The sequence below is a fragment of the Saccharothrix sp. CCNWYY140 genome, from assembly GCF_037401995.1.
GTDB lineage: Bacteria > Actinomycetota > Actinomycetes > Mycobacteriales > Pseudonocardiaceae > Actinosynnema.
Genome location: NZ_JBBEGC010000031.1, coordinates 31888 through 53625 on the forward strand (window position 1 = coordinate 31888; position 21738 = coordinate 53625).

The following is a 21738-nucleotide window of genomic DNA, read 5'->3' on the forward strand; positions in this document are numbered from 1 at the left end:
GCCGCCCGATCGTGGACCCGTGGACGGCTTGCTCCGAGCCCGCGCCGACGCCTGATGGGCGCCGACCACGGCGCCAAGGCCCCAGCGGGGCCCGAGGAGCACGGGCGCGCGAAGCCGGACAAGGCTGCCGCGCCCGTGCCGGACCAGACTGCCCCCGTGGGGAGGTCCGGCACCCTCGACCGCGGCGCGGTGTCGGCGCTGCAACGCCTGGCCGGCAACCGCGGGGTGTCGTCCCTGATGCGCCGGCCCCCGGTCCGGCCCGTGCAACGCGTCCCGGACCCGGGCACGACCACCGTCGACGTGAGCGGCACCCGCGAAGCCGCCGCCACGGCCCGCGACCTGGCCGCCGCCGGCGAGGCCGATGTCGCCCAAGCCGAACAGCACAAGGCCCAGCAGCAGGCCGCCGCGAGCACCGCAGCGGCGGACGGCACGGGCGGCCAAGGCGGCGGCCCGGGACCTGGCGACCACCCAGGCAGGCAAGGCGGCGGCGGACCGAGCGGCCCGGGCGGCGGCTCGGCGGACGGGCGAGGACCGGCCCAACCCGCCACGACGGCCACCTCGAGCCAGGCCGGCACGCCGGGGCAGGCAGCCGGGCGGACAGAGGGCGAGAGCGCCGGCCAAACCGCGCCCGCCGATGTTCGAGCGGGTGTGGGTGCGGCCGACTCGCGTGCGGCGGCCGGCGCGGGGCCGGCCGATGTTCGCGCGCCTGCCGGTGGCGCGGGGCCGGCTGCGACCCGGGCCGGCGCGGGCGGACCGCCGGGTCCCGGTGGTGCGGGGCCGGTCGAGGCGCGCGGCACCGGTCCGCAGGCTGGGCAGGCGGGGGGTGGGGTGCAGGGGCCTGCCGAAGGGCAACCTGCCGGCCCGAGCGGTGCGGCTGAGCTCGGTACCGAGGACCTCGCGTTGGTGGACGAGGAGTTGGCCGAGCACGAGCGGTGGCGGGGGGCGACGAACCGGGTCGGGGAGGCGTTCTCCGGGGAGCGGGCCGACTTCATCGCCGAGGCGGCCGGGGGTGGGGCGCTGGCCGGGTTCGCGCAGGGTGCGGCGATGGGGTTCGCGCTGGGTGTCGGGTCGCGGATGGCCGCCAAGTTCGTGCCGATCCCCGGGGTCGGGGCCGCGATCGGCGGCGCGGTCGCCGCCTACGGCCTGGCCACCCGGGACTGGGGCGAGACCCGCGCGACCATCGGCAAGTTCGGCGAGGGGGCCGACGACTACGAACGGCTGGCCAACAGCATCGCCGCCGTCTCCGAGGTCATCGACGTCATCACGAACGTCCTCAACGTGCTCTCGGGCATCATCGGGATCATCGCCGCCGCGATGTGGGTCATCACCATCGCCACGGTCGGCGTCGCCAGCCCGCTCGCGGCGACGCTGTCCGCCATCGCGCTGGGCATCCAGGCCGCCACGATGGTCGTCGACGCGATCAACAACCTCGTGCTCCAGCCGTGCGTGCTCGCCTTCCGCGCGCTGCACACCTTCACCAGCGAGGCCGACCCCCGCGAGGTCGAGCACGAGGGCGCGGACCTGTCCACCTCCGCCGGGAAGATGGCCGGGATGCTGGGCGGGTTCGCGGGCGGCGCGCTGGCCAACGTCGGAGCCAAACCGCAGGGTGCGGGCAAGAAGTCCGGCGCGTCCGAGCCGCCGGGCAGCCACCCGCCCGAGCCGCACCCGCCCGCCACCGAGGCCCCCGCGGTCGAGGGACGGCCCACCGAGACCAGCCCGTGGGGCCGGCTCAAGTCGGCCGTGGCCGAGCAGCGGGCGCTGCCGCCGCACCTCCAGGACAGCCACAAGGCGATGGCCGACGTGTGGGGTCCCCGCATCGCCGAGTGGATCATGCCCGGCACCGGGAAGGGCGAGGAACCCCTCCCCCACGACACCCCCGGCCCACTACCCGACGGGCCGCTACCCGACGGCCCACTACCCGACGGCCCGCTACCCGACGGGCCGCTGCCGCACGAGCCGGTGCCGGGCGGGAGCCGGGAAGCTCCTCGGGGTGGGCGCAGGGGCGGCGGGGGTCGCACGGTCGGGCCCGCCACGGCGGCGCACCCGGCGGTCGGCCCGCTGGCCCGCAACGGCAAGCAGTTCAAGACGTCCCGGCTGAGCGAGGCCAACGCCGTCTTCCAAGGCGCCATCCGCGCCAACCCGAACTACGAGTTCGGCGTCTGGTACAACCCCACGACCCGCCAGTGGGCGGTGACCAAGGGTGGCACGGGTTCCGTGGACCCGCCGGCGCGCGGTGGGCCGTGGGAAGGCGTGGCGCACCACCACCCGGGTCGGGCCGACGCGTCCGCGCCGGCGGGCACGTTCGACGCGCCGGTGGTGCCGGGTTCCAAGTCGGCGCGGGGCGACGTCATGCCGAGCACCAGCGACGTGCGGACCATGCTCTACGACGTGATCACCACGCGGGGCGCGCGCCGCGAACGGATCGCCATCGCGTCCGGCGAGTACACCGTGACCTTCGCCTTCGACCCCTCGACGGGCCAACTCCACATCACCGGCCCGTACGGACCCGGCGGACGCTCGCAGACCCACACGATCACCTCGATGAAGGAACTCACCGCCTTCCAACGCCAATGGGCGCCGGGGTCCGGGGACCGCGCGATCCCCAGCGACGCCAAGCTGTGGGCCGACGCGATGGCCGCAGCAGCAGGCGGGACGACCCCCAGCGGCTCGCGTCCCTCCCCGACCCGGACCGCGCCGTCCGGCGGTGCGGGGTCCGGCGCGCTGTCCGGACTGCCCGGTGCGGCGGGGGCCGCCGCCGCGCGCGCGATGTCCCCGCACGAGCAGCGCGAGGCCGCGTTCGCCGCGCAGTTCACCGACGACAACCAGCTGCCCGCAGGCGCGGGGACGGTCGTGGAACGGGTCAACCCCCGCTACCAGGACCCGCCGGGCACGCCCGCCGACATCGCCGCGCTCAAGGGCGAGATCGTCAACATCCTCGGCGAACGCGCCCAAGCCGAGCTGGCGCAGCAGAGGATGGCCCGGCAGCAGGCCGCCCACGAGGCCAACCGCGCGCCCTTCGACGCCGCCGTCAAGGACGCGACCGGCGGCACGTCCGCCGTCGACGCCCACCAGCAGGCGATCGCGCACAAGAACGAGGCCAACGCGCGGAAGAAGGCCGAGCAGGAGAACGCGTCCTCCACGGTGGGCACCTACGCCAACCGCGCGGCCGGGATCGTCGCGCTGACCGGCCCGCTGGCCGCCTTCGAACGCTTCTCCCACTACGCCTCGATGATCCCCGGCCCGCCCGGCCGGGCCATGACCAAGCTGCACACCGACTCGACCCGGCTGCTCGCCACGTTCGCCGGCATGGACACCAAGATGGGCCAGGTCGGCAAGGAGCAGCCGGCCAAGCAGGCGCAGATCGCGGGCGAGAAGGACCGCATCACCGCCACCGACGCCAAGTCCAAGCAGTCCGCCACCGACGTCAAGACGGCCCAGGAGGGCGCGGGCAAGCTCAAGGATGCCAACGAGAGCGCGCTCAAGGACGCCGTCACCGCCGGGCAGACCGCGGGCCAGGAGAAGCAGGAACTCACCGACGCGGCACAGGTCAAGCAGGAGAAGGCGCAGACCCTGGCCGCGAAGATGGACGCGTGGGCGCAGGAGCACCAAGCCGCGCGCCGCACCGCGATCGCCCAGACGATGGAGAAGCTGCGGCAGAAGGGCTATGACGTGTCCGAGACGAGCCAACCGTGACCGCCGCCCACCTGGTGCGCCTGGCCAACGAGGCACTGGAGGCGGGCGACCCGGCGACCGCCGCCGACCGCCTGGTCGAGGCCGCCGGTGTCCACGGCCAGTCCGGCGACCAGCGGGGTCGCGCCACCCTGCTGACCCAGGCGTCGCTGCTGCTGCGGGTCGTCGACCGCCCCGACGACGCGGCGAGCGCGGCCCGTGCCGCCTGGGACACCGGCGCCGACGTGGTCACCCGGCGGGCCGCCGCCGTGGAGTTGGCGGAGGTGGCGCGGTCGAAGGGCGACCCGGACACCGCCACCGCGTGGCTCTACCGCGCGTTGCCCGCGGCAGACGACCCCGACCCCGTGGGCCGGGCGCGGGTGCTCGTGCGGCTGGCGAACCTCGAGGCGGCGGCCGGGCGGTTCACCGCCGCCGTGCGCGCCTGCGAGGAAGCCGTCGAGGCGCTCGACGGCTCCGACGAGGCCACGCGGGTGCGGCTGGAACTCAGCGGCGCCCTGCTCGGCGCGGGCCACCCCGGGCGGGCCACCGACGTCCTGGACCAGGCCATGACCGCCACCGACGACCCGGCGGTCCTGGCGGAGGGGCATCTCGTCGCGCTCGCCATCGCCTTGCGGCAGCACGACGGCGTCCGCGCGCGAGCCTCGGCCGCGTCGGCGCGCGCGGAGGCGCTGCGGGCCGGGGCGGCGGTCCCCTACCTCGCCGCCGCGGCGGCCCAGGCGGACCTCGCCGACAGCGCGGGCGACCTGGTGGGCGCCTACGAGTCCCTGGCCAAGGCCTGGGTCACGCTGGGCGACCTGCTCGGCCGGGAGGTCGGCCGCGCGATGGTGCACCCGCTGCTGCTGGACCTCCGAAGCCGTTGGGGCACAGAGGCTTTCGCCCAGGCGAAGGCCGCCTACGAGCAGCGCCGCCGTCAACCCACCTCATAGGCCGTCACGTTCCGCAAGCCCAAAGCCGTGCCGTCGAACAACACCGCAGAGTCGAACGTGCCCCGAGTGTCCGGGCCGAGCGCGTCCGGTCGGAACGCGGCCACGTCCTCCGGGCCGGCCGACAACCCCGCCACCGCGAGCGGACCCGTGGTGCTCAAGCCCAGCCGACCGTCCGCCGCCACAGCCACGGCGTCCACGTTCTCGTCCTTGGCCGCCAACCCGACATCGCGGCCGTCGAACCACAGGGCATAGGTCCCCGCCGTCTCCTCCCCCAACGATGTCGGCGTGAAGATGACCAGGTCCGCGTCCGCCGCCGTCACGCCGGGCACGTTCGCCACGCCCTCCGTGGACAGCACCACCCGGCCGTCGGGCAGCACGTCCGCCGCGTCCACGTCCTCGGCGTCGGTGGTCAGGCCCACGTCACTGCCGTCCAGCCACAGCGTGAACGTGCCGGAGGTGGTGGCGCCCAACGACGTCGGGGCGAAGCGGACCAGGTCCGAGTCGTCCACCCGGCCCGTGATCCCCGGCACCGCACCGGGTTTCGTGAACGACAGCAGCAGACTCCCATCGGGCAGGCGCACCAACGCGTCCACGGCCAAGTCGCCGACACCGACGTCACTGCCGTCGAACACCGGCACCACGCGCCCGGTCGCGGTCACGCCCAGCACGTCCTCGTCGGCGTACTCCACCCCGCCGACCGAACCGCTGCCCGGCAACGAGATCAGGTGCGCGGCAGCGGGAGCGGACACGGTCACCCGCACCGGCACCCGCAGTTCCGGCGCACCGGGATCGGTCGTGCTCACCAGCACCGTGGCCACGTGCACGCCCGGCGCGAGACCGGTCGCGTCCACGGTCACCGCCAGCGGCTGCGTGCCGTCCGCCGCGAGGTCGCCCGAGGTCGGGGTGACCGACAGCCACGCCACGTCCGCCCGCATCGAGGCACACCGCTCGGTCCCGATGTCGTGCAGGTAGGACAGGCCGGCCGCGCCGAACTGGTCGACGCCGCCGACGCTCCACACCTCGCCGCCCAGGAAGCCGACCGTGCAGAACCCGGTGTTGCCGGACACGCGCAGCGGCAGTCGGTCGTCCGCAGTCCACCCGCCCGCGGGCCACGAGCCCAGCGCGAGCCGGTGCACGGCGTCCGTGCCGTCGGTGAACCCGCCGCCGGGGCTGTCGCCGCCGATGGCGTACAGCGCCTGGTCGGTGGCCGCCAACGCCAAGTCGGCGGGCGCGCTCGGCAGCGCCGGACCGGTGGTCCACGTGCCGGTCGCCAGGTCCAGCCGCTGCACGGCGGTGGCGTTCTGGCCCGGCGACCCGTCGTGCCAGCCGCCCACCAGGTAGAGGTGCTGCCCGGCCTGCACCGAGCCCGCTCCGACGACCGCCACCGGCAGCGCCGGACCGGCGGTCCACGCGCCCGTGCGCGGGTCGTACACGTCCACCGCGCCGCTCGTGCCGCCCGGCGTGAAGTCCGCGTCGCCGCCGGCCAGGTAGACCCGCCCGTCCCACACCGCCGACGCCGCACCGCGCACCGGACGGGGCAGTGCCGTCGCCGTGGACCACGTGTCGGTGGAGGTGTCGTAGACCTGGTGCGCGGTGGTGCCGCTGCCGCCCAGGACGTGGATCCGGCCCAGCTCGCACACCGCGGTCGGGCTCTCCACCGCCGTGGGCAGCGGGGCCAGCTCGGTCCACGTGTTGGCGCCCACGTCGTAGCGCCAGGCCGTCGCCCGCGCCTTGCCGAACCGGTCCACCCCGCCGAAGACGAAGAACCGGCCCACGTCGCCGTCGCACTGGGCGCGGCCCTGGTGCCGGCCGTCCTCGGGCAGCGGGGCGCCGCCGAACCACCCGGTCCCGGCGATCGCGCCCGGCCCGCCCGACACCGGGTCGAACAGGAACGGCACCTCGGCCACCGAATAGCCCATCGACCCGGCGCCCCGGTCGCGCAGCACCACTTCGGCGCGCGAGGTCACCCCCTGCTCCACCGCGAGGTCCAGCCCGGAAGGCGACACCTCCGCGCACGGCCGGTCCGCCCGCAGCGCGAAGTCCACAGTGGACACCGCACCGGCGACCACGGGCACCGCCGAGCGGGTCTGGCCGACGAACCCGGGCGCGGACACGGTCAGCCCCACCGGCCCGTTCGCCTGGTCGGTCCACACCTCGTAGGAGCCGCCGACCGCCAGGTGGAAGTCCCGTGCCGCGCCGTCGACGTCCACAGTGGACCGGGCCAGCGGCGCGGAACCCACGTCGCAGCGGCCCAGACCGGTCAGGGAACCGGAGATCTTGCCCCACGTCGGCGGCGGGGTCGCGGTCAGCGCGACCGGCACCGGGCTCACCGCGTACGGCGTGTCCTCGCTGACCACCAGCGCCGCCGCGTGCGTGCCCGGCTGGTCGACCTGCGCCGAGTCCAGCACGACGGTCAACTCCACCGTCGCACCCGCGGGCACGGTCACCGCACCCGGTGACACCGACAGCCACGGCACGTCGGCCGTGTCGCAGTGCCCGTACTCGGGCAGCACCTCGGCCGACGAAGTCGCCGACGCCGCCGGCACCCCGCCGATCCGGTACAGGCCGCACGCTCCCCCGCCCCGGTACACCCCGGTGCCGGCGGGCGGCACCGGGTCCCAGGCGTCGGCGAACGGGTCGTAGGCGTAACCCTCGTTGGTCACCTCGTCACCGGTCACCCCGCCCGAGACGACGAACTTGCCGTTCGCCGCCGCGTACACCGAACCCCACAGCGGCACGGGCAGCGCCGCGATCGGCGTCCACTCGTCGGTCGCCGGGTCGTAGGCGTACGCCGAGGACTTGCCGACGAAGTCCACGCCACCCGCGCAGTACACGCGCTGCCGGGCCTCGTCGCCCGCGCACGAGCCCCACGCCACGCCCTCGGGGTAGTGCCGCAGCGACTGCCACGTGTTGGTGGCGGGGTCGTACCGGGCCGCGTTGGACTCCGCGGTGCACACGTCCCCCGAGCACCCGCCGACCAGGTACAGCTTGCCGCCCAGCACGGCCGTGCCGGCGGCGGCCGAGCCGTAGGGCGCCTGCGCGATGCCCTGCCAGCGGCCGGTGGCGGGGTCGTAGACCTCGCCGGTGCGCTTGGCGGCCCGGTTGATCCCGAAGTCGTCGAACCCGCCCACCACGTACAGCTTGTCGCCGACGAACGCCGCCGCCGGCTTCTCCCGCAACTCGTCGGTGGCCGCGGCGCGCGACCACGTGTCGGTGCGCGGCTCGTAGACGTACAGGTGGTCGAGCATCCCCTCGGACGGGCTGTAGCCGCCCACCGAGTACACCCGGCCGTCCGGTCCGGCCGCGACGGAGTTGTCCATGACCTGCAACGGGTGGTCGGCGATGTCCCGCCACGGTGGCGCGGCCGGCCCCGCGGGGTCGGCGGCCGGGGCGAGGTCGAGCCGGTCGGGTGACACGGCGGCCTCGGTGCGCCGGACCGCCTGGGCCGCGCCGGTCCGGTCCGCGTCCGCCGGGGCCGCGCCCGCCCGCGCGATGGTCACCTCGCCCGCCCGGCGGGACAGCTCCAGCCGCGCGTCGGCGGTGCCGTCGTTGGTCACGGTCAGCGTGGACTCCACCCGGCCGCCCAGCTCGGTCGTCCCGGTCACCGCCGGGCCGAACACCAGGTGCCCGGAGCGCAGCGGGAAGTCGCGCCGCACCACCGAGTCCGCCACCACGTCCGCGGTCAGCGGGGTCGGGCCGTACAGCTTCTTGGTCGCGGTCAGCGTGGTCGTCCCGGAGCCGGGCACGAACAGGGCGTAGAACCCGTCCGGCACGGCCGGGTCGTCCGGGGTCGGGCCGGTGGTCGCGCGGGGCGCGTCCGGGGCGCTCGCCACTTCGACGCCGTCGACCGGGGCACCGGTGCGGCCGTCGGTGGCGTTGCCGACCACCAGGCCGCCGGGCAGCGGCACGCACGCCGGCGCGCCCACCAGCACGTCGTCCACCTGCCACCACCAGGCGAAGTTCGCGTCGTAGTAGTGGAAGCGCACCTTGACCGCCGACTGCCCGGCCGCCGCCGGAATCGGCACGGCTTCGGTGCGCGGACCCGACAGCGACCCGGTGCCGCCACTGCCCTCGTTGCGCCAGACCGTGGTCCAGCTGGCGCCGCCATCGGTGCTCAGGTCCACGTCGAACACCTCGTCGGCGAAGGCGCGGATGTCCTGCTTGAACTCGATGCGCGGGGCGTCCACGCCGGTCAGGTCCACCGTGGGCGTGACCAGTTCGGTGTCCTGCACGCCGCCGAGGTAGTCGCTGTCCACGATGGCGAAGCCGCCTTCGCCGCCGGTCCGGTTGCCGCGGAAGGCGTGGTCCTCGAACGCCCAGACCTGGCCGGTGCCGGCGTTGTCCACGACCTGCCAGCCCGGCGGTGTGGTCGGGCCGTCGAACGACTCGTACACGCCGCGCACGCCGAAGGTGTAGCCGGGCGCACCGCACTCGCTGGTCGCGGCGAGCGCGAAGTCCTGGGTCGTCGGGTCGGCGGGCAGCACCACCGCCCGGGACGCCGGGGTGTAGCCGTCGAGCAGTGCGGTGACGGCGATGTCGTAGGTCCGGCCGTGCACCAGCTCGACGGAGTAGGCGCTCGTGACGGGGTCGGTGAACACCGGTCCGCCCGGGAAGCCCGCGATGTCCAGGCGCGCGTAGAGCGGCCAGCCGTGGCCGGCACCATCGCGGATCGTGCCGCGCACGACCGACCTGGGCAGCGGGGTGAGCGCGAAGTCCCGGGTGGTGGTGCCGGTCGTGATCGTGGCGGTCGCCGACGCGGGCTCGTGGGCGTAGGCGGTCACGGCGACCTCGTAGGTGCCGGTCGCGAGCGTCACGCCGTAGGTCCCGTCCGCTCCGGTGCGGACCTGGCGGGGTGCGACACCGCCCGTGATGGTGACCTCGGCGTCGGCCACGGGTGCGCCGGTGGACGCGTCGGACACCGTCCCGGCCAGCGTGCCGACCGGGCCGCGCGGTGAGGAGTCGATGGCGGCCAGGACGTCGATCCGGCCCTCGCCGAAGGTGTTGTTGTCGCCCGCGGTGCCGCCGCAGCCCGCCGAGTCGGGGGCGTCCCGCGCGGTGGAGTCCAGCAGCACCCGGGTCGCCGCCACGTCGCCGACCAGCGCGGTCGCGGCGGACAGCATCAGCGCGACCGCCCCGGCCACGTGCGGTGTGGCCATCGACGTGCCGCTGAACGAGTCGTACCCGCCGCCGGGCACCGCGCTGCGGACGTCCACCCCGGGCGCGGACGCGTCGGGCTTCACGCCGTCGTCGTGCGGCGAGGGGCCGAGGCTGGAGAACTCCGCGATCCGGCCCTGGATGTCGTACGCGCCCACGCCGTAGCTCTCGGCGTACCCGCCTGGGTCGTCGACCGTGCCGCACACGCCGTAACCGGAGTTGCCGTTGGCGAACGCCGGGAACATCCCCGCCGCCACCCACGCCCGCACCAGGTCGCGGTACCAGTCGCTGCTCCCGCCGCCGCCCCACGAGTTGTTCACCACGTGCGGGCGCAGCGCCGGGTCCGGGTCCGTGCCGCTGGTCGTCGTCGGCGCGAGCACCCACTGACCGGAGGAGACCAGCGCGAACTCCGAGCAGAAGCCCTCCTCGCAGCCCTTGGCCGCGATCCACCGCGCGCCCGGCGCGACACCGATGTGGTTGGTCGCGCCGTCGTCGCCGACCATCGTGCCCATCGTGTGCGTGCCGTGGCCGTTGTTGTCGCACGGGCCCAGGGTCGGGTCGCCGCACACCTGGGACGGGTCGTACCAGTTGTGCTCGTGGTTCAGCGACCCGTCGGCGTTGCGGCCCCGGTACTGGCGGGCCAGCGCCGGGTGGTCGAACTGGACGCCGGTGTCGATGTTGGCCACCACGACGCCTTCGCCACGCGCGCCGAAGGCCTCCCACGCCCGGTCCGCGCCGATGTCGGCGACACCCCACTCGACCGGGCCGGTGGAGGCGGCGCCGGTGGACTGCGGCACAGGCAGGGTGAGCGTGCGGTGCTCGCGGATCTCGGTGACCTCGGGCCGGTGCTTGAGCGCCTCGACCGTCTTCTCCCCGCCGCCGCGCACCAGGACGGCGTTGACCGCCCAGAACTCGTGGTGCCGCAGGTTCTCCCGCTTGAGCTGGGCGACGGCGGAGGCGTGGTCGGAGTGGGAGGCCTCGCGCAGCTTGTCCACCACGTACCGGCCGCGCTCGGTCCAGTCGCGGATCGAAGACGCGCCCGACAGGTCGGCTTCGCCGCGGAAGCGCACCCAGAAGTCGGCCGTGCCACCGCCCCGAACCTTGTCCGCGACCGCTCTGTCCACTTTGGCCTGATCGCGGGTTTGGGGACCCGCGGCCTGCGCCGTGGCTTGGCCTTGGGCCGTGGCGGGGTGGACCACCGCGACCGGGGCGAGGGCGAGCAGCGCGGCGGCGGTCAGGGCGAGGGCTTTCATGGCAGGGCCACCCCGGTGATGTCGTCGGGTTCCAGTCCCAGCGCCGCGCCGTCGACCAGCAGCGCGTACGCGCCGACCGTGTCGCGGCCGAGCGTGGTCGGGGTGAACGCCACGACGTCGTCGTCCGAGGCGGACAGCCCGACCACGGACAGCGGCCCGGTGGTGCTCAGCGCCAGCGCGCCGTCCGAGCGCACCGCGAGCGCGTCCACGTCCTCGTCCGCCGCCGCGAGCCCGACGTCACCGCCGTCGAACAGCAGCGCGAACGCGCCGGCCGTGTTCTGGCCCAGCGAGGTCGGGGTGAACGCCACCAGGTCCTCGTCGTCCGCCGCCACCGGACCGGCCTTGAGCGCGCCGGTCGTGGACAGCGCGATCCGCCCGTCCGCCAGCACGTCCACGGCGTCCACGTCCTCGTCGTCGGCGGCCAGCGCCACGTCGCTGCCGTCGAACCACAGCTCGAACGTGCCCGCCGTGGTCGCGCCCAGCGAGGTCGGCGTGAACCGGACCAGGTCGGAGTCGTCCACCGTGCCCGCGACGCCCGGGATGGACGCGGGTTCGGTGAACGACAACGCCAGCGCCCCGCCGGGCAGCCGCGCGAACGCGTCGAGCCTGAGCCCGCTCAAGCCCACGTCGCCGCCGTCGAAGTACGGGGTCACCACGCCGTCGGGGTTGACGCCCACGACGTCCTCGTCGGCGACCTCGACCCCGCGCACGGTCCCACCGGTCTCCAGCGAGAAGTACAGCGACGGCGGCGCGGAGTCCTGCACGGTCACCCGCACCGGCACCCGCAGTTCGGCCGCGCCGGGAGCGGTCGTGGTCACCAGCAGGGTTGCGGTGTGCTCACCGGGTGCGAGACCGGTGGCGTCCACGCGCACCGACAGCGTCGTCGAGCCACCACCGGCCACGTCGGCCTCGGTACGCGACACCGACAGCCACGGCACGTCGGCCCGGATGGTCGGGCAGCGCTCGGGCACGACGCCGTGCACCAGCGTGCGCTCCGAGGAGAACCGCGTGTCGAAGCCGGCCGCGGTCATGATCTCGCCGCCGGTGGTGGCGCGGGTGCAGAACCCGCCGACGTTGATCTTCTCCTCCGGCAGCGGGTCGAACGCCGTCCACGCGCCACCGGGCCAGGACGCGGTGGGCAGCCGGTCGACGTGGTCGCTTGCGCCGCCGAAGATCACCAGCCCGCCGATCAGGTACAGGGCCGTGTCGGTCACCGCGAGCGCGGGCAGCAGCAGCCGGTCGGCCAGCGGCGGTCCCACGGTCCACTCGCCGGTGGCCAGGTCCAGCCGCCGGGTCGTGGTCGGGGCGGCCGAGTCCGGCACTCCCCCGCCGCCGACGACGTAGAGGTGCCGGCCCGCCCGCGCGTACCCCGCCTGGTAGGCCGGTTCCGGCATCGGCTCGGGCAGGGTCGTCCATGTGTCGGTGGCGATGTCGTAGACGTCCACCTGGCCGCTCACGCCGAACGCGGTCTGGCCGCCGACCAGGTAGACCTTGCCGTTCCACGCGCCCGACGCCGCGCCGGACAGCGCGCGGGGCGCGTCGGCGGCCCGGAACCAGGTGTCGCTCGCGATGTCGTAGACGAAGTGCGCGGTGGACGGCACGAACTCGTGGGTGCCGCCGAGGAGGTGGATCTGCCCGGCCTCGCACACCGCCGTGGGCAGGGTGAGGCCGAACCGGGTCGGCGTCTCCGGCCACAGGTCCTGGGGCAGCGGCGCGAGTTCGGACCACCGGTTGGCCGTCGCGTCGTAGCGCCACGTCCCGTCGGCGCTCACGCCGCCCGCGTTCACCCCGGACAGCAGGTAGGCGTGGTCGGGGTCGCCGTCGCACTGGGCGTGCCCGTAGGCCATGAGCCCGCCGGGCAGCGCCGCCGCGTCGAACCACGACGGCACCGGGGGCACCGGGTCGGGCGGCGCGGTGGGCAGGGTGAGCTTCGAAGCGCCCGGCGGCACCGTGAACGGCCGGGTGGCGGCCGGGTCGAGCGCGACCGGTGTCTCCGCGACGGCGATCTCGTAGGAGGTCGTTCCGGTGTTGGCCAGGGCGAGGTCCGCCGACGCCGTGGCGCCCGCGCGGACGGTCAGGTCCAGCCGTTGCGGCGCGATCGAAGCGCAGGCCTGGTCGCGCCGCAGGTCCACGTTCGCGGTCGTGGTGCCGCCGGCGGTCACGGCGACGCCCTCCACCCGGCCGGCGAGGTAGCCGTCCCGGGTCGCGCTGACCGTGACCGGGCCGGCGGCGCTGTCCCGCCAGAGCGCGAACCGCCCGTCCACGCCTGCCTTGAGTGGGGTGCCGCTGATGTCGACGGCCGCGCCGGGCAGCGGCGTGCCCGGGGTGTCGCAGTGCCCGAGGCCCGTGACGACGCCTTCCACCAGCCCCCAGGACGGCGGCGGCGTGGCGTCGACCAGCACGGGCACCGGCCGCACGACGTACGGGGTGTCCTCGACGACCACGATCCCGGCGGCGTACGTGCCAGGCTGGTCCCCGGCCGCGACCGACACCTCGACGGTGACGCTCTGCCCGGCCGGAACCGTGCCCTCGGTGGTGCCCAGCGACAGCCACCGCGCGGACGGGTCGCCACACCGGTCCCAGCCGGGCAGCCGCTCCACCATGCGGGTGCGCGGCGACGGGAACTCGGCCGTCGCGCCGCCGACCTTGTAGAACCCGCACGCCCCCGCCGTGCGGTAGGTCGCGTGACCGGCGGCGGGCAGCACGGTCCACTCGTCGCGGGCCACGTCGTACGCGGAGGCCTCGCTGGTGACGTACTCGAAGCCGCTGAACGCCGACACACCGCCGGCCACCACCAGGGCACCGTTGGCCACCGCGTGCGCGGCGCCCCAAGCGGGGATCGGCATCGGCGCCAGCGGTCGCCACTGGTCGGCCGCCGGGTCGTAGGCGTAGGTCTCGGCCCGAGGCTCGTCGCCGCCGCTGCCGCCCGCGCACACCAACGTCCCGTCGACCGTGCCGCAGGACAGGAACGACACCGCGTGCGGGTAGTCGGCGACAGTGGCCCAGGTGTCGGTCGCCGGGTCGTAGCGGAAGGTGTCGGCGCTGCGCGGGCAACTGGCGCTCGTGCAGCCGCCGACCATGTAGAGCTTGCCGTCCAGCACGGCCACGCCCGGCGCGGAGCGGCCCGCCGGGGCGTCCGCGCGCCGGGTCCAGGTGTCGGTGGCCGGGTCGTAGACCTCCAGGCGGGTCGTCGTGGCGCCGGTGTCCAGCCAGCCGCCGACCAGGTGGAGCCGGCCGTCGAGGAAGGCCGCCGCCGGGGCCTCGCGGGTCTGCGAGAAGTCGGCCTTGGCGTCCCAGCGGTTCAGGTCCGGGTCGTAGACGTACAGGTCGTTGGAGAAGAAGTCGTCGCCATCGGCCGCGTGGACGCCGCCTGCCACGTAGACCTTGCCGTCGTGCTCGGCCGCCGCCGCGTCGAACACCCGAGCCGGGTAGGACGCGACCTGCTCCCACGGCGGGGCGGTGGCGGCGGTGTCGCCGGCGGGTGCGGCGTCGGGCTGCGCGCCGGCCCACTGGTCGTTCACGTCCGCCGGAATCCTTTGCACCGCAGGGGGTTGCGTGGCGGGGGCGGTGGCGGAGCGGAAGCCGTGGTCGCGTTGGGCCAAGCGGAAGTCGACGTCCTTGGTGCCGTCGTTGGTGAGGGTGAGCGGGACGCGGGCGGAGCCGCCGACCGGCAGCGTCGAGTCGATCCTGGTCGGGGTGACCACCAGGTGACCCGCGCCCAGCACGAAGTCGGCGCGGGTGACGCCGCCGGCCGGGACGTCGACGGTCCGCGTCTCCGACTCGAACCCGGGGCTGGACGCGGTGAGGGTGTGCGGTCCCGTGCTCGTGAACAGGGTGTACCGGCCGTCTCGGTCGGTGGTGGCGCTGTCCACGGTCGCGCTGCGGGGCGTGCCGGTGGGGGCGTCGGTGACCGTGCCGACGACCAGGCCGCCGGGGTCGCTCGCGCACGGCGCGCCGCCCACGACCACGTCGTCCACCTGCCACCACCAGTCGAAGTTGGCGTTGTGGTAGTGGAAACGCACCCGGACGTCCGACTGGCCGGCGGCCTCCGGGATGGCGACCTCCTCCACGCGCGGCCCACGCCGGTCGCCCAGCCCGAACTGGCCTTCCTGCCGCCACACCGTGGTCCAGCTGCCGCCGCCGTCGGTGCTCACGTCCACGTCGGCGATCTCGTCGTCGTTGGTGGGGAGGTCGTGGCGGAAGCGGACCACGGGCGCGGCGACACCGGACAGGTCGACCGGCGGCGAGGTCAAGTCGGTGTCGATCTGGGTGAACGGGCCGGCGTGGTCGCTGTCGGCGATGGCCGCGCCGCCCGTGCCGCCGGTGAGGTTGCCGCGCCGCACCGGGTCGTCGAACCGCCAGCCGCCCGCCTGCGGGTCGAACGGGTCCGGCTGGCCGATCCGCACGGTCCAGCCCTCCGGCTTGGCGCCGGAGTCGAAGCCCTGGTGGAGGCCCTGGTCCAGCCGGTAGCCGGGGGCGGTGCAGGTCGGGTCGGCGGTGAGCGCGAAGTCCTGGGTCGAGTCGGTGCCGGGGACGTCGACCTCGCGGGTGGCGGGAAGGTAGCCGGTCGCGGTGACCGTGACGGTGTGGCGCGCGCCGGGGGCCAGGCGCACCGCGTAGGTCCCGGTGACGGCGTCGGTGGTGACCGGGCCGCCGGGCAGGCCGTCCACCTGGACGCGGGCGCGCAGCGGCCAGCCCTGGCCGGAGGCGTCGGTCACCGTGCCGGACACGGTCACCAGCGCGACCGGGTCCAGCGCGGTGTCGTGGCGGGTGGTCTGGCCGGCGGTGAGGGTGACGTCCGCGATGCGGGTGGCGTGCCCGAAGGCCGCCGTCTCCACGTCGTGCGTGCCGGCGGGCAGGAACAGGTGGTAGGTGCCATCGGTGGCGGTCGTGGCTTCGTCGCCGGCGGCGCGCACGCGGGCCTCGGCCAGGGGTGCGCCGGTGTCCGCGTCGGTGACCCGGCCGGCGAGGGTGGCGACGTCGGCGGACGCGACCCGGCGGACCGCGGCGAACGCGTCGAGCAGGCCAGCGCCGTGCAGGGTGTCCGCGCCGGCGGTGCTGCCGCAGCCGATGAAGTCGGGGTAGAACGGGTCGCGCGCCGAGCCGTCCAGGGCGGCCCGGGTCGCGGGCACGTCACCGACCAGGGTCGGCGCGGCGGACAGCAGCAGCGCGACCGCGCCCACGGCGTGCGCGACGGCCATCGACGTGCCGCCCTCCACGCGGTACCCGCCGCCCAGCGCGGCACTGCGGACGTCCACGCCCGGCGCGGTCACGTTCGGCTTGATCCCACCGTCCACTGGGGACGGTCCCAGGCCGGAGAAGAAGGTCAGGACGTTGTCGCGGTCGTGCGCGCCGACGGCGTAGCTCTCGGGGTAGCTCGCGGGCGCGCTGACGCTGGCGCACCGGTGCTGCCCGTTGTTGCCGGCGGCGAAGGCGGCGAACTGCCCGGCGGCGTGCCAGGCGCGCACGACGTCCCGGTACCAGGTGTTCGAGCCGTCCTGGTCCTCCCACGCGTTCATGATCACGTGCGGCCGGGCGGCGGGGTCGGGGTCGCGGCCGGCGGCGTCGGTCGGGGCGAGCATCCACTGCCCGGCGGCCAGCAGGGCGTGCTCCGGGCAGGTGGTGACCTGGCAGCCCTTGGCGGCGATCCACCGCGCGCCCGGCGCGACACCGATCCGGTTGCCCTCGCCGCCGTCGCCGACGACCGTGCCCATCGTGTGCGTGCCGTGGCCCTGGTCGTCGCACGGCCGGTCACCGGTGGGCACGCACACGGCGTCCGGGTCGTACCAGTTGCGGGTGTGGTCGACCGTGCCGTCGGCGCGGCGCCCCCGGTACTGGGCGGCGAGCGCGGGGTGGTCGAACTGCACCCCGGTGTCGATGCTCGCGACCACGACCCCGTCACCCCGCACCCCGAACTCCCGCCACACCGCGTCCGCACCGGTGTCGGCGACGTTCCAGTCCACCTCGTCGACCTGGGCCGCGCGGCCGGTCTGCCGGGGCTGCACGACGGAGAACACGTGCCCGACCGTCACCTTGGCCACCCCGGCCCGCGCCACGACCGCGTCCAGCACGGCGGCGGTGCCCTGCCGCACCAACACCCGGTTGGCGACCCAGAACGTCTGGTGCTTGACCGCGCGCGTGCGCAACTCGCCGACCAGGTCTTGCTGACTGGAGGTCGCGGTCTCCCGCAGCCGGTCCACGACGAACCGGCCGCGCTGCGCCCAATCCGCGATGCCGTACGCGCCGGACAGGTCGGCGATGGCGGAGAGGTGCACCCAGAAGTCCGCCGTGCCCCCGTTCCGGAGGGCTTCGCGCAGGGCGGGGTCCACCACGGCGTCCGGGAGGGGTTGGGCACCGGCATGCGACTGCGGAACCGCCGCGACCGCGGCCACCAGCACAGCGACAGCCAGACGTGCGATCACCCGGCGGCGGAACGTCGTGCGCTGCGCAGTCACCACCAACACCCCCGGCGTTCACCCGAACGCGAGACGTGGCTTCACCCGATTAGGGCATTCGAACGGTCATCGCACCGATCTCCAGGTGTGTTACAGCTCACACAGCCCCTTCGGCGCCGCCCCGCACGATCACGCCGCCCGAGTAGGAGACGGACACGATCGCCGAGTCGAAACTGCCCGGCGCCGGCTGGTGGTTCCCCTCTTTGAGGACCGCTTCCCAGTGCATGAGCGTGTCGGTGACGGTGTCCGTGAACGGGTGGCCCTCGCCAAGCAGCCGCAGGCAGTCGCGCAGCAGGATCTCGTAGAACACGATCGCCAGCACGACGTCCCCGGACTCGGCGGTCACCTGGTACAGGTTGTGGCAGGTCCTGAGCGTGTCAGGGTGATCACGCCCCAAAACACGCTCGCAGTCTTCAAGCAACCGCCAGTGTTCGTCCACCGACCCGGCGAGATCACCTGCTTCGCGCAGGGTCACAGCGAGGTTGCTGCGAGTGGCAAGCGTGTTCGGGTGGTCCGGCCCCAGCACCTCCACCTGGTCGACCAGCAGCCGCTCGAACTCGGTCACCGCACCTGCCGGATCACCGGTTCGAGCCGCGAACAGGGCCAAGCTGTTGCGGCAGGAGAAGGTGCTCGGATGGCGATGGCCCAAGACCCTCGTGCGGTCGGCCAGCAGCTCCCGGCAGTCCACGATCGCACCGGCCACGTCCCCGGCATCGGCCTTCAGCTGCACGAGGTGGCCTCGGGTGAGCAGGGTGTCGGGATGGTCGGCGCCGAGGACGCGGTTGCGGTCGACCAGCAGCCGCTCGTGCTCGGCGACGGCTCCGGCGAGGTCGCCGGAATCCGCCAACACGCAGGCCAGGTTGTTGCGCGTGATCATGGTGATCGGGTGGTCCACACCCATGACCCGGATGTAGTCGGCCAGCAGTTCCCGGTTGCCGGCGATCGCACCGGCCACGTCGCCCGCTTGCGCTTTGAGCTGGATCAGGTCGTTGCGGGCACCCAGGGTGTAGGGGTGGTCCGGGCCGAACGTCCGCATCCGGTGCTCGACCACGGTGGTGAAGCCGGCTGTCGCCTCCACGAGCTTCCCCGCGTGGCTGTGGCTCACCGCGAGGTTGTGCCGCGCCAACACGGTGTCCGGATGATCTTCACCCGACGTCCGGATGCGGGCCGCGAGCAGCTCCTCCTGCTCGGCGATCGCCCCGGTGAGGTCGCCGGCTTTCGCTTTCCAGAACGACAGGCCACCGCGAACGCTCAGGGTGCGATCGTGGTCGTCCCCGAACAGCTCGGTCAGGTCGGCGACCACCTGCTCCAGGTCTGCGATCGCGCCCGCCAGGTCTCCCCGCACACCGCGACAGTCCGCCAGCTGGGCACGGATCATGATGGTGGCCAGGTTGTCCGGTCCCCAGCCGGCGTGGGCGGCGTCTCGACAGCGCGTGAAGTACTCCATCGCGGCGGTGATCAGACCGGCATTGCGCAGCGATTTCGCCGCCGACATGAACAACGGGTGCGGCACCGGCTCCCACAGCACGTCGTCGGCGTGGACGTCCAGCGCCTCCGTCGCCGACCGCAACGCCTGCGCGAACGCCCCGTCGCTCTCGACGTCCGGCCAGATCTCCATCAGCCCACGGGCCGCGGCCAGTGCGGAGCACTCCCACGCGTCGGGTGTCAGGTCGTCGCGGACGACGCGTTGGACCAGCGAGTGCACCTGGACCGTGCGCGCGGCCTGGGTCGGGTCGAGGGTGATGAGGCCGAGGCGGTGCAGGACGGCCAGCGCGTCGGCCACCTCGTCGGCGGTCGTGTCGACCTCGCGCACCACGGTCAGGTAGTGCAACACCATCGGGGCGCTGAACAAGGCGGCTGGCACGCCGGCCGGGTCGAGCAGGCTCAGGACCTCCAGCAGCGGCCGGGCCAGTCCCGGCGCGAGTTCGTCGGCGCGTTCCATCGACAGTGACCAGGTTGCGGCTACGGTCGCGCGGTGCTCGTCCGGCAGTTCGCCTTCGCGGGGCATGACGTGGGCCAGGGCGGTGCGGCGGTCGTTGCAGCGCGCGCGGTAGTCGGCGACGGTCAACAACGGTTTGTCGGCGATGAACGCCGCTGCTTGCGCCAGCGCGAGCGGGAGGCGGCCGAGGTCGCGGGCCAGGCCGAGCAGTTCGTCCGGGTCGGTGTCGCCGGGCAGCTTCCCGGTCAGGTAGGCCAGCGCCTCCTGCTCGGAGAACACGTCCAGCTCGATGACGTGCCGGTCCTCCCGCCGCAGCACCGCGTCCTGCCGGCGGGTCGTCACCACGACCTGGCCCGACGACGTGTGCGGCGGCCACAGTCCTTTGAGGTCGGCCGGGTCCTGGAGGTCGTCGAACACGACCAACCACCGCCGGTCCGTGACACCGAGCCACGCCACCAGCGCGCGGGCGACGTCCTCCGCCGGACGCTGCGCGATCGCCGGGTCGTTGTCGACGAGCAGCCGGGCGGCCACCTCGGCGTAGCGGCTGAGGATCGCTTCGCGCGACATCGCGTCGACCCACACCACGACGTCGACCTCCGGCTCCCGCCACACCGACCAGGTGTAGCGAGCGGCCAACTGCGACTTGCCGACACCGCCGAGTCCGGAGAGGACGACCCCGGCGGAACGCTCCACCCCCGTCAGCACGACCGTCCGACCGGAGCGGAGCGCCTCGGCGAGGAGGCGGTCGGCCTCCCGCAACTGGTACCGGTCGGCGATCGGCGGCGGAACCCCGATCCGCACCGGCCACGAGACGTCCCGATTCGACGCCCCGGCCCCGAAAGCCACGTTCGCATCGCGACCGGCCTGGATGACGATCCCAGCCTCCGCTGCCACCGCCCACTGGTCGACCCGGGAAACCCGCTCCCCGCCTTCGGTGCGACGCCGCGCGCTCCCGTCCATTCGCGCAATCATCCACACGGCACCCGACCCGCAATTATCGGGATCAAGGCGCTCGGTGACCGTGCCCGGCCGGGGCTCCTCGCGGCCGGGCACGGTCCGGGGTCAGCTGGTCGGGAAATTGTCCGCCGTGCTGATGCGGCTCTTCACGAGCGCGCCCGACTCGGTGAGCACGCCGCTGCCGGTGTACGTGCTTCCGTTGCAGGTGCCCGGCCGCAGGGCCGCGCTGCTCTCGTTCGCGTCCGAGTAGGTCCAGTTGACGTAGGAGATCTTCAGCTGGTCCAACAGGTCCAGCCACGCCGTGCTGCTCGCCTGGTCGAACGCGCCGCCGCCGGTCGCGCTCACCGTGCCGAACTCGCTGACGAACAGCGGCAGGCGCGAGGCCGCGCGGCTGACCGTGGCGCGGTAGTTGTCCTTGTGGGACGCGGCGTAGAAGTGGAAGGCGTACATGATGTTGGTGGCGTTGACGGGATTGTTGACGACTTCGCTCTCGTTCGACCCGTCCGAGACACCCAGCGACGACCACCCCCGCGTCCCGACCAGCACCACCGCGTCCGGGTCGGCCGCGCGGATCACCGGGATGACCTGCTCCGCGTAGGACTTGATGCCGGCCCACGAGACACCGTTGGGCTCGTTGGCGATCTCGTAGATCACGTTCTTCTTGGCGGCGTTGCGGGAGGCGACCTGGGCGAAGAACGTCTTGGCCCGGTCCAGGTTGTAGTTCGGGTCGCCGGGAGTGAGGGTGTGGAAGTCGATGACCGCGTACAGGCCCCGCGCTTCGGCCATGTCCACCAGGCTGTTGACGCGGCTGGTGAACCCGCTCGGGTTGGTCTCGTAGCCCTGCTCCTGCACGTACATCGCGATGCGCAGGAGGTCGGCCTTCCAGTCCGTCGCCAGCGCGTCCAAGGAGGCGCTGTTGTAGCACTTGTCGAACCACTGGATGCTGTGCGTGCTCATGCCGCGCAGCTGGATCGGCCGGTTGTACTGGTTGCACAGGTTGACCCCGCACACCCGCAGCTGGCCGTTGATCTCGACCGGGTTCCGGCCGACCGGCGGGTTCCCGGTGGTGGTGGTTGTTGTGACCGGGGTGCCCGTGCAGGCGACGCCGTTGAGCGTGAACGCCGGGGGCACGGGGTTCGCGCCGCTCCACGACCCGGTGAAGGCGAGGTCGACCGACGCGCCGGTTGCCAGCGACCGGTTCCACTCCAGGCTCGCCGCCGTGACCGTCGAGCCGGACTGGCTCCACCTGGCGTTCCAGCCCTGGGTGAGCTTCTGCGCGGTGTTGGGGAACGCGAACGCGAGCGTCCACGGGCGGGCGGCGGCGCAGCGGCGGCGGCGCAGCGGCGGCGGCGGCGGGCGAGCGA

The 21738-nt window shown here is 74.3% G+C and carries 6 protein-coding genes; 2 read left to right on the forward strand and 4 right to left on the reverse strand.

Features of this window, described 5'->3' with window-relative positions; genetic code table 11:
• Positions 1 to 156: 156 nt before the first annotated feature.
• Positions 157 to 3693 carry a hypothetical protein gene (locus WBN91_RS16740; protein WP_337723647.1) on the forward strand — a complete coding sequence of 1179 codons (3537 nt, stop codon included), beginning with the start codon at positions 157 to 159 and terminating at the stop codon, positions 3691 to 3693.
• Positions 3690 to 4616, forward strand: a complete 927-nt coding sequence (locus WBN91_RS16745; RefSeq protein ID WP_337723648.1) for a hypothetical protein — start codon at positions 3690 to 3692, stop codon at positions 4614 to 4616. Before WBN91_RS16740 ends, WBN91_RS16745 begins: the two co-directional genes overlap by 4 nt.
• Here the strand turns inward: WBN91_RS16745 and WBN91_RS16750 are convergent.
• The 4 genes from WBN91_RS16750 to WBN91_RS16765 all read right to left on the reverse strand — a co-directional run bounded on the left by WBN91_RS16750 (position 4601) and on the right by WBN91_RS16765 (position 21715).
• A complete protein-coding gene (locus tag WBN91_RS16750) occupies positions 4601 to 11023 on the reverse strand; it encodes a S8 family serine peptidase (RefSeq protein WP_337723650.1) in 6423 nt (2140 codons plus the stop codon). The two genes, WBN91_RS16745 and WBN91_RS16750, sit on opposite strands and share 16 nt — an antisense overlap.
• Positions 11020 to 17478 (reverse strand): Kelch repeat-containing protein, encoded by a 6459-nt coding sequence (locus WBN91_RS16755; protein WP_337723651.1) that lies wholly within the window; start codon positions 17476 to 17478, stop codon positions 11020 to 11022. The genes WBN91_RS16750 and WBN91_RS16755 overlap by 4 nt, the downstream gene beginning before the upstream one ends.
• A 97-nt stretch (positions 17479 to 17575) precedes the next feature.
• Positions 17576 to 20377: an FxSxx-COOH system tetratricopeptide repeat protein gene (gene fxsT / locus WBN91_RS16760; protein WP_337723652.1), complete on the reverse strand. Its 2802-nt coding sequence runs from the start codon at positions 20375 to 20377 to the stop codon at positions 17576 to 17578.
• A 102-nt stretch (positions 20378 to 20479) separates the two neighbouring features.
• Positions 20480 to 21715, reverse strand: a complete 1236-nt coding sequence (locus WBN91_RS16765; protein ID WP_337723695.1) for a cellulase family glycosylhydrolase — start codon at positions 21713 to 21715, stop codon at positions 20480 to 20482.
• Positions 21716 to 21738 lie beyond the last annotated feature (23 nt).

What these genes read in the sequence shown, in the direction of transcription:
- fxsT (WP_337723652.1), bottom strand. Translation starts at nt 20,377, where the DNA reads ATGGACGGGAGCGCGCGGCGTCGCACCGAAGGCGGGGAGCGGGTTTCC.
- WBN91_RS16750 (WP_337723650.1), bottom strand. Translation starts at nt 11,023, where the DNA reads ATGAAAGCCCTCGCCCTGACCGCCGCCGCGCTGCTCGCCCTCGCCCCG.